This window comes from Jiangella rhizosphaerae, from assembly GCF_003579925.1.
Lineage (GTDB): Bacteria > Actinomycetota > Actinomycetes > Jiangellales > Jiangellaceae > Jiangella > Jiangella rhizosphaerae.
On the sequence record NZ_QUAL01000131.1, the window covers coordinates 1 to 6,554 of the forward strand.

The 6,554-nt window shown below is 75.7% G+C and carries 6 protein-coding genes and 1 pseudogene; 3 read left to right on the forward strand and 4 right to left on the reverse strand.

Features of this window, described 5'->3' with window-relative positions; translation table 11 throughout:
* The 4 genes and pseudogenes from DY240_RS13425 to DY240_RS13435 all read right to left on the reverse strand — a co-directional run.
* Nucleotides 1-1,117: ABC transporter permease (locus tag DY240_RS13425; protein WP_147375316.1), on the reverse strand; the 1,117-nt coding region annotated here is incomplete at its 3' end.
* Nucleotides 1,114-1,803, reverse strand: coding sequence for an ABC transporter ATP-binding protein (locus DY240_RS33325; RefSeq protein WP_233552725.1), 690 nt, complete (start codon nt 1,801-1,803; stop codon nt 1,114-1,116). The genes DY240_RS33325 and DY240_RS13425, both read right to left, overlap by 4 nt.
* Nucleotides 1,804-2,246: 443 nt before the next feature.
* Nucleotides 2,247-2,613 (reverse strand): annotated as a pseudogene (locus tag DY240_RS34090) (peptidoglycan-binding protein); the annotation flags it as partial.
* Between the two features lie 326 nt (nt 2,614-2,939).
* Complete coding sequence (locus DY240_RS13435) at nt 2,940-3,500, reverse strand: hypothetical protein (protein ID WP_147375317.1); 561 nt, start codon at nt 3,498-3,500, stop codon at nt 2,940-2,942.
* Between the two features lie 115 nt (nt 3,501-3,615).
* Here DY240_RS13435 and DY240_RS13440 point away from each other — a divergent pair, with 115 nt between their 5' ends.
* The 3 genes from DY240_RS13440 to DY240_RS13450 all read left to right on the forward strand — a co-directional run bounded on the left by DY240_RS13440 (nt 3,616) and on the right by DY240_RS13450 (nt 6,268).
* Nucleotides 3,616-4,281: a response regulator transcription factor gene (locus DY240_RS13440; RefSeq protein ID WP_119660383.1), complete on the forward strand. Its 666-nt coding sequence runs from the start codon at nt 3,616-3,618 to the stop codon at nt 4,279-4,281.
* Nucleotides 4,278-5,438: a sensor histidine kinase gene (locus DY240_RS13445; protein ID WP_119660384.1), complete on the forward strand. Its 1,161-nt coding sequence runs from the start codon at nt 4,278-4,280 to the stop codon at nt 5,436-5,438. The genes DY240_RS13440 and DY240_RS13445 overlap by 4 nt, the downstream gene beginning before the upstream one ends.
* A gap of 92 nt (nt 5,439-5,530) precedes the next feature.
* Entirely contained in the window at nt 5,531-6,268 is a 738-nt protein-coding gene (locus DY240_RS13450; protein ID WP_119660385.1) for an alpha/beta fold hydrolase, read from the forward strand.
* Nucleotides 6,269-6,554: the final 286 nt, after the last annotated feature.

A 6,554-nucleotide genomic window follows, 5' to 3' on the forward strand; every position in this document is an offset into this window, starting at 1 on the left:
CGCCGGCCAGCACCCACGCCGGCAGCGCGAGCGGCCAGCCGCGCGACGTGGCGAAGGCGGCCGTCACGGCGGCGCCCAGCAGCGCGCCGCCGACCCCGCCCAACGCCGCGAGCAGCACCGACTCGCCGAGGAACTGCCGCCGGACGTGCGCCCGGGTCGCCCCCAGCGCCCGACGTAGCCCGATCTCCGAGCGCCGCTCCAGGACGGCGATGACCATGGTGTTGGCGACGCCGATGCCGCCGACCAGCAGCGCCACGCCGCCGAGCGCCAGCAGCAGCGTCGTCAGCGTCTCGTCGGCCGCGGCCTGGGCGGCGAGCGCGTCGGACGGGCGGCTCACCGTGACCTCCTCGGGGTTCTCCGGGTTCACCGTCGCGGGCAGCACCGCCCGGACGGCGTCCACCTGCGACTCCGCCGACCGCTCGTAGATCACCGTCGGCGAGCCGTCGAAGCCCAGCAGGGACGAGGCGACGGGCCAGCCGATCAGCGCGGCGGAGTCCAGCTCAGGCGCCAGCGGCACCGGGTCGAGGACGCCGACGACGGTGAACCGCTCGCCGCCGAGCCACACGGCGACCGAACCGTCCGTCCGCGCCACCCCGAGCCGCTCGGCGGCCGTCGAGCCGAGCACGACCGCCGGGTACGCGCCCAGCGCGTCGTCCAGCCAGCGGCCGGCGGCGACGGTCCCGCCCACGGTCGCGAGCAGGTCCGGCCGGGCGGTCAGCACGGCCAGCCCGTTCGTCTGGCCGGGGTCGATCCGGTCGGTCCGGTACACCGCGGCGTCGGGCACCGCGCCGGTCGCGCTCACCGATGTCACCGGGCCGATCCGGGCCACCATGCCGACGCTGGACGGCGGCAGCGTCGCCGCCTCGCCGCGCAGCGTCGTCCCGGGAGCGACGGTCAGCAGGTTCGTCCCCAGGGCGTCGAGCTGCTGGTTCACCTGCCCGCGGCTGGACGCGGAGATGCCGACGACGGCGACCATCGCGGCGATCCCGACGGCAATGCCCAGCGCCGAGAGCACCGCGCGCAGCGGCCGTGCTCTCAGCCCCGCTCCGGCCACCCGCAGCACGTCCGGCGGCCGCAGCCGCGACGGCTCGACGGCGTTCCCCGCACGGCTGCTCATGCTGCCGCCACCCGGTCGCGTTCGATCCGGCCGTCGCGCAGGTGCACCTGACGGGGGAGGCTGCGGGCGACGTCGAGGTCGTGCGTGATGACGACGACGGTGGTGCCGGACCGGTGCAGCTCGTGCAGCAGCTCGACGACGCCGCGGCCGGCGACGGTGTCGAGGTTGCCGGTGGGCTCGTCGGCCAGCAGCAGCGACGGCGACCCGGCCAGCGCCCGGGCGACCGCCACCCGCTGCCGCTCACCGCCGGAGAGCTGGTGCGCCTGGTGCGTCACGCGAGCGGACAACCCGACGGCGGCCAGCCCGGCGGCGGCCCGGTCGCGGCGCTCGCGCAGCGACAACCCCGTGTAGAGCAGCCCGTCGGCGACGTTGTCCAGCGCGCTCACGCCCGGCGTGAGGAAGAACTGCTGGAACACGAAGCCGATCCGCCGCGCCCGCAGCGCCGACAGCTGCGTGTCCGACAGCGCGCCGACGTCGTGCCCGTCGATCCGGACGGTGCCGGCGTCGGCCCGGTCCAGCGTCCCGAGCACGTGCAGCAGCGTCGACTTCCCCGACCCGGACGGGCCGACGATCGCGACCAGCTCGCCGGCCTCGATCCGCAGGTCGACGCCGTCCAGCGCGCGCACCGGGGGAGACCCTGGGTACTCGCGGACGACGCCGGTCAGCTCGACCACTGCGTGGCTCATCGGCCTGCCGTCCCGACCACGACGCCGTCGGCGATCCCGTCGCCGCTGACCTCGACCCGGCCGTCGGCGAACAGCCCGGTCTCGACCGCGACGATCGACGTCGTCCCATCGTCGGCCACCAGCTCCAGCCCGTAGCCGCCCTCGGCCAGGGCGAGCAGCGCGTTGACCGGGACGGTGAGCACGTCGCTGCGCGAGTCGACGGCCAGCTCGACGTCGACGGACGTGCCGGCCGGCTCGGCGGCGGCCAGCCCGTCCGGGTCGGTGAGCGCGATCTCCACCGCGAGCGTCTCCTCGGACTCGCCGCCCTGCGCCGCCGCGGCGTCCGAGGCGGCGCTCGCGGCCGCCGCCTCGACCGTCACCGACGCCACCGTCCCGGCCAGCTCGGTGCCGTCCGGCAGCACGACGGTGACGGCGGTGCCGGCGGCGACCAGGTCGCCGTCCGNCCGGCAGCACGACGGTGACGGCGGTGCCGGCGGCGACCAGGTCGCCGTCCGCCGGGTCGGCCTCGAGCCGCACGACCTGCGCCGTCCCGGTCAGCTCCAGCACCGCGGTCCCCGGCTGCAGCGTGTCGCCGACCTCGGCCGGCAGCGCGTCCACCCGCCCGCCCTCCGGCAGGAACACGACCGACGACCGCCCGACGGCGCCCGTCTCCGCCGCCCCGAGGTCGGACTGCCACTCCTCGACGGCGTCCGCGGTGGCGGAGGTGTACTCGTCGTCGGCGGTGAACCCCGTGTACCCGAGCGCCGCCAGGTTCTCCTCCAGCTGGGCGACGTCCGCGCCGGTGGCGCCGACGCCGAGGTCGCGGTACATCGGCACCGCGCCGAGCAGCAGCACCACCGGCTGTTCGTCGACGTGGAACAGCACGCTGCCGCGCGTGACGGCGGCGCCGGAGGCGGCGACGCGCGTCAGCACCCCGGCGGCCGGCGCGGACACCGTCGCCGGGTCTCCGTGGCCGAGCGTGGCGCTCCACGTCTCCGTCGCCGTCAACGAGCCGAGCTCCACGGTGGCCGTCGCGACCGGTCCGGTGCTCTCCGCGCCGGCGGCCTGGCCGGTGTCGTCGCGGCCGATCAGCCAACCGCCGGCGCCGGCCGCGGCCAGCGCGACGACGCCGACGGTGGTCCAGACGGGTCGGCGGCTCACGTGCCGGCCCCCGGCCGCGCGGTCGGCGAGGGCAGGTCGAGCTGCTCGCGGCAGGCCTCACGGGCCGCCATCAGCTCGTCGCGGTCGACGTCGCCGAGCCCGGTGCCGCCGCCGAACCCGCCGGCGCCCGGGTCGGGCACGTCGATGCCCTGGTCGCGCAGGCACTCGGTCAGCTCGAGCAGCTGTTCCTGCTGCTCCGGCGACAGGTCGCGCTCGCGGTCGAAGGTCGGCGCGAGGCCGCGGCAGGCCTCCATCGCGGCCTGGAAGGTCTCCTCGTCGACATCGTCGCCGAGCGCCCCGGACCCGCCGAAGCCGCCGAATCCGCCGCGTTGACCGGGTTCGGGGTCCGGCACGTCGAGTCCGTTCTCGCGCAGGCACTCGGCGAAGGCCAAGGCCTGCTCGTCCTGGCTGAGCTCGCTGTCCTCGGTCGCCTCGGCGACGGCGGCCGCCGTCCCGCCGGCACTGGCCACCTCGGCCTCGCCGTCGTCGCCGCCGCAGCCGGCGAACAGCAGCGCTGCGGCCATGCCCAGCAGGGCGGTGGTACGCGAAATCGTCATGGCCCCAGGGGTACGCGGCCGCGCATAAGACCGGCGTGAGGTGACGGCGTGCTCTTACGCTGGCCTTATGCCGGCGCCGTCAGGGTGGAACGGCGGCCGAGGAGGGGGACACGACGTGCGGGTGCTGGTGGTCGAGGACGAGACGCTGCTGGCCGACGCGGTCGCGACCGGCCTGCGGCGCGAGGCGATGGCCGTCGACGTCGCCTACGACGGCGCCGCCGGGCTGGAGCGGCTGCTTGTCAACGACTACGACGTCGTCGTGCTCGACCGCGACCTGCCGGGAACGCACGGCGACGACGTGTGCCGCTCGGTCGTGGCCAGCCGGCCGGCGACCCGGGTGCTCATGCTCACCGCGGCCGCCGACGTCACCGACCGCGTCGACGGGCTGGGCCTGGGCGCCGACGACTACCTGGGCAAGCCGTTCGCCTTCGCCGAGCTGGTCGCCCGGGTGCGCGCGCTGGGCCGGCGCAGCCGCGAGGCCGCGCCGCCGGTGCTGTCGCGCGACGGGGTCGTGCTCGACCCCGCCCGGCTCGAGGTGACCCGCGACGGCCGTCCGGTGCGGCTCGGCCGCAAGGAGTTCGGCGTGCTGGAGGAGCTCCTGCGCGCCGACGGCGCCGTCGTCAGCGCCGAGCGGCTGCTGGAGAAGGTGTGGGACGAGCACGCCGACCCGTTCACCAACGTGGTCCGGGTGACGGTGATGACGCTGCGGCGCAAGCTCGGCGACCCGCCCATCGTGCACACGGTCGTCTCGGCCGGCTACCGCCTGGGCGGTGCGGCATGAGGCTCGGCGCGAACCCGGCGCGCTGGCCGGTCCGCGCCCGGCTCACCGCGCTCTACGCCGGTGCGTTCGCGGTGGCCGGCGCGGTGCTGGTGACGATGACGTACGTGCTGGTCTCGGAGTCGCTGGTGCGCCCGAACCCGCCTGGTGCCGACGATCTGAGCGGCGACCGGTTCGGCCGGCCGCTGGACGTCGAGGCGATCCGCGAGGCCATCGCCGCCTACCGCGAGGACGTGCTCGACCGGCTGCTGCTGTGGTCGCTGATCGCGCTGGCCGGCGCATTGGTGCTGGCGGTGTGCCTCGGCTGGCTGGTGGCCGGGCGGGCGTTGCGGCCGTTGCAGCGGGTCACCGACACCGCCCGCCGGGTCGCCGACCGCAACCTGCACGAGCGCATCGCCATGTCCGGGCCGCGGGACGAGCTGAAGGAGCTGGCCGACACGTTCGACGCCATGCTGGAACGGCTGGACCGCTCGTTCGACGCGCAGCGCCGGTTCGTCGCCAACGCCTCGCACGAGCTGCGCACCCCGCTCGCCGTCAACCGGACGCTGCTCGAGGTGGCGCTCGGTGACCCGGACGTCTCCGACGACCTCAAGCGGCTGGCGCCCACCATCCTGGCCACCAACGAGCGCAGCGAACGGCTGGTCGAGGGGCTGCTGACGCTGGCCCGCTCGGAACAGACGGTGACGTCGCCGACGCCCGTGGACCTGTCCGAGATCGCCGCCCACGTGCTGCAGCAGGAGCGGGACGAGGCGTCGTCGCACGGCGTCACGGTGACGGCGGCGCTGGAGCCCGCACCCACGACGGGGAACGCCGTCCTGCTCGAGCGGCTGGTCGCGAACCTCGTGCAGAACGCCGTCCGGCACGGCGGCGACGGCGCGCAGCTGCGGGTGTGGACCGGCGTGGCCGGCGACGGCGTCGCGCTGCAGGTCGAGAACACCGGCCCGGTGTTCGCGCCGTACGAGGTCGAGGGGCTGTTCGAGCCGTTCCGCCGGGGCAACGGGCGGACCGCGGCGACCGGCGCCGGCGGCGGGATCGGCCTCGGGCTGTCGATCGTCCGCTCGGTGGCGCACGCCCACGACGGCACCGCGACCGCCCACGCCCGCGCGGACGGCGGCCTCCTGGTCCGCGTCGACCTCCCCGCCACCCCAGCCAGAAGTTGATCTTGGAGTTGTTCGGCCATCTATCGGGCAAAACGCCCCACAATGGCCGAACGACTCCAAGATCAACGCGGGCCGGCGGCTAGGGTCGGGGGATGAGCCTGCCGCTCGTCCTGATCCACGCGTTCCCGCTCACGCCCGCGGTCTTCGACGACCTCGCCCTCCAGTTGCCGGACACGACGCTGCTCCGGCCGGCGCTGCGTGGTTTCGGCGGCCCTGCGCTCGACGACGCGGGCGAGCCGTCCCTCGACACCTACGCCGACGACGTCGCCGCCGAGCTGGCCGCGAACGGTGTCGACCGGGCGGTCGTCGGCGGGCTGTCGCTGGGCGGGTACGTGACGATGGCGCTGCTGCGGCGCCACCCCGACCTCGTCGCCGGCGTCGTGCTCATCGACACGAAGGCGAGCGCGGACACCGACGAGGCGAGAGCGAACCGGCTGCGCATGGCCGACGCGGTCGAGCGGAACGGCGCCCGGGCGCTGCGGCCGATGCTCGACACCCTGCTCGGCGCGACCACCCGCCGCGACCGGCCCGCCCTCGTCGAACGGGTGACGGGCTGGCTGGACGCCGCCCCGCCGGACGGCGTCGCCTGGGCCCAGCGGGCGATGGCCGCACGCCCGCCGTCGTTCGACACCCTGCGCGACGCCGCCGCGCGCGGCCTCGACGTCAGCAGCGTCATCGTCGGCGCCGAGGACACGCTGACCGGCCGCGACGAGGCCGACGCGATGGCCGTGGCGCTCGGCGGCATCCCGGTACACGTCGTCGACGGCGCCGGTCACCTCTCGCCGCTGGAACGGCCCGACGCGGTCGCCGCCGTCCTCTCCACTGCATGAGGTGCGCCGACCCGACGCGTGGGTCGTCCCTGCCGCGTTGGCCCGTCTCCCTGCTGCCTGATTGTCTTGGCCACGGGCGCGCGCCTCAAGTCCGCGCGCGGTTGTTGTGGGGCTTCGCTGGGGTTGGGGCGCTTGGACTTGACCCGCGCGCCCGCGGCCAAGAACGGGCAGCTATCAGGGGGACGGGGAGGATCTGGGCACACCTGTGAGCCGACGTTGGTCGTGCCGGTGGGAAGGTCGCTGGCGTTCGCGATGGAGCCGGCATCGTGCCGACGGCCACGCGCGC

What these genes read in the sequence shown, in the direction of transcription:
- DY240_RS33325 (WP_233552725.1), bottom strand. Translation starts at nt 1,803, where the DNA reads ATGAGCCACGCAGTGGTCGAGCTGACCGGCGTCGTCCGCGAGTACCCA.
- DY240_RS13435 (WP_147375317.1), bottom strand. Translation starts at nt 3,500, where the DNA reads ATGACGATTTCGCGTACCACCGCCCTGCTGGGCATGGCCGCAGCGCTG.
- DY240_RS13445 (WP_119660384.1), top strand. Translation starts at nt 4,278, where the DNA reads ATGAGGCTCGGCGCGAACCCGGCGCGCTGGCCGGTCCGCGCCCGGCTC.
- DY240_RS13450 (WP_119660385.1), top strand. Translation starts at nt 5,531, where the DNA reads ATGAGCCTGCCGCTCGTCCTGATCCACGCGTTCCCGCTCACGCCCGCG.